The following is a 286-nucleotide window of genomic DNA, read 5'->3' as shown; positions in this document are numbered from 1 at the left end:
CTGCTATTGTCCCATCATAATGTCTCCATCTAGGGTTTGTCCAATACAGACCTTCTTCGGAGATTCTTTTTATCATCTCCTCATCCAGTTCAATCCCTAATCCTGGTTTTGTAGGTATATCTACATATCCATCTTTATATTCAAATATCTCCTTATTTTTTACAAAATCTAATAAATCAAATCCTTTATTGTAATGTATCCCAAGGGATTGTTCTTGTATAAATACATTTGGTGTACATGTATCTACTTGCAATGTGGCCGCTAAAGCAACAGGCCCATAGGGGGC

General features: G+C 36.4%; 1 protein-coding gene. It reads right to left on the bottom strand.

Annotated elements, in window-relative coordinates; genetic code table 11:
- Positions 1-286 (bottom strand): enolase C-terminal domain-like protein (locus P0G09_RS20710; RefSeq protein ID WP_275253623.1); only part of this gene is annotated, 286 nt, incomplete at both ends.

The sequence above is a fragment of the Faecalibacterium sp. DFI.5.82 genome, assembly GCF_029076575.1.
GTDB lineage: Bacteria > Bacillota > Clostridia > Oscillospirales > Ruminococcaceae > Faecalibacterium > Faecalibacterium duncaniae.
This window is presented reverse-complemented; position numbering and strand designations above follow the sequence as displayed.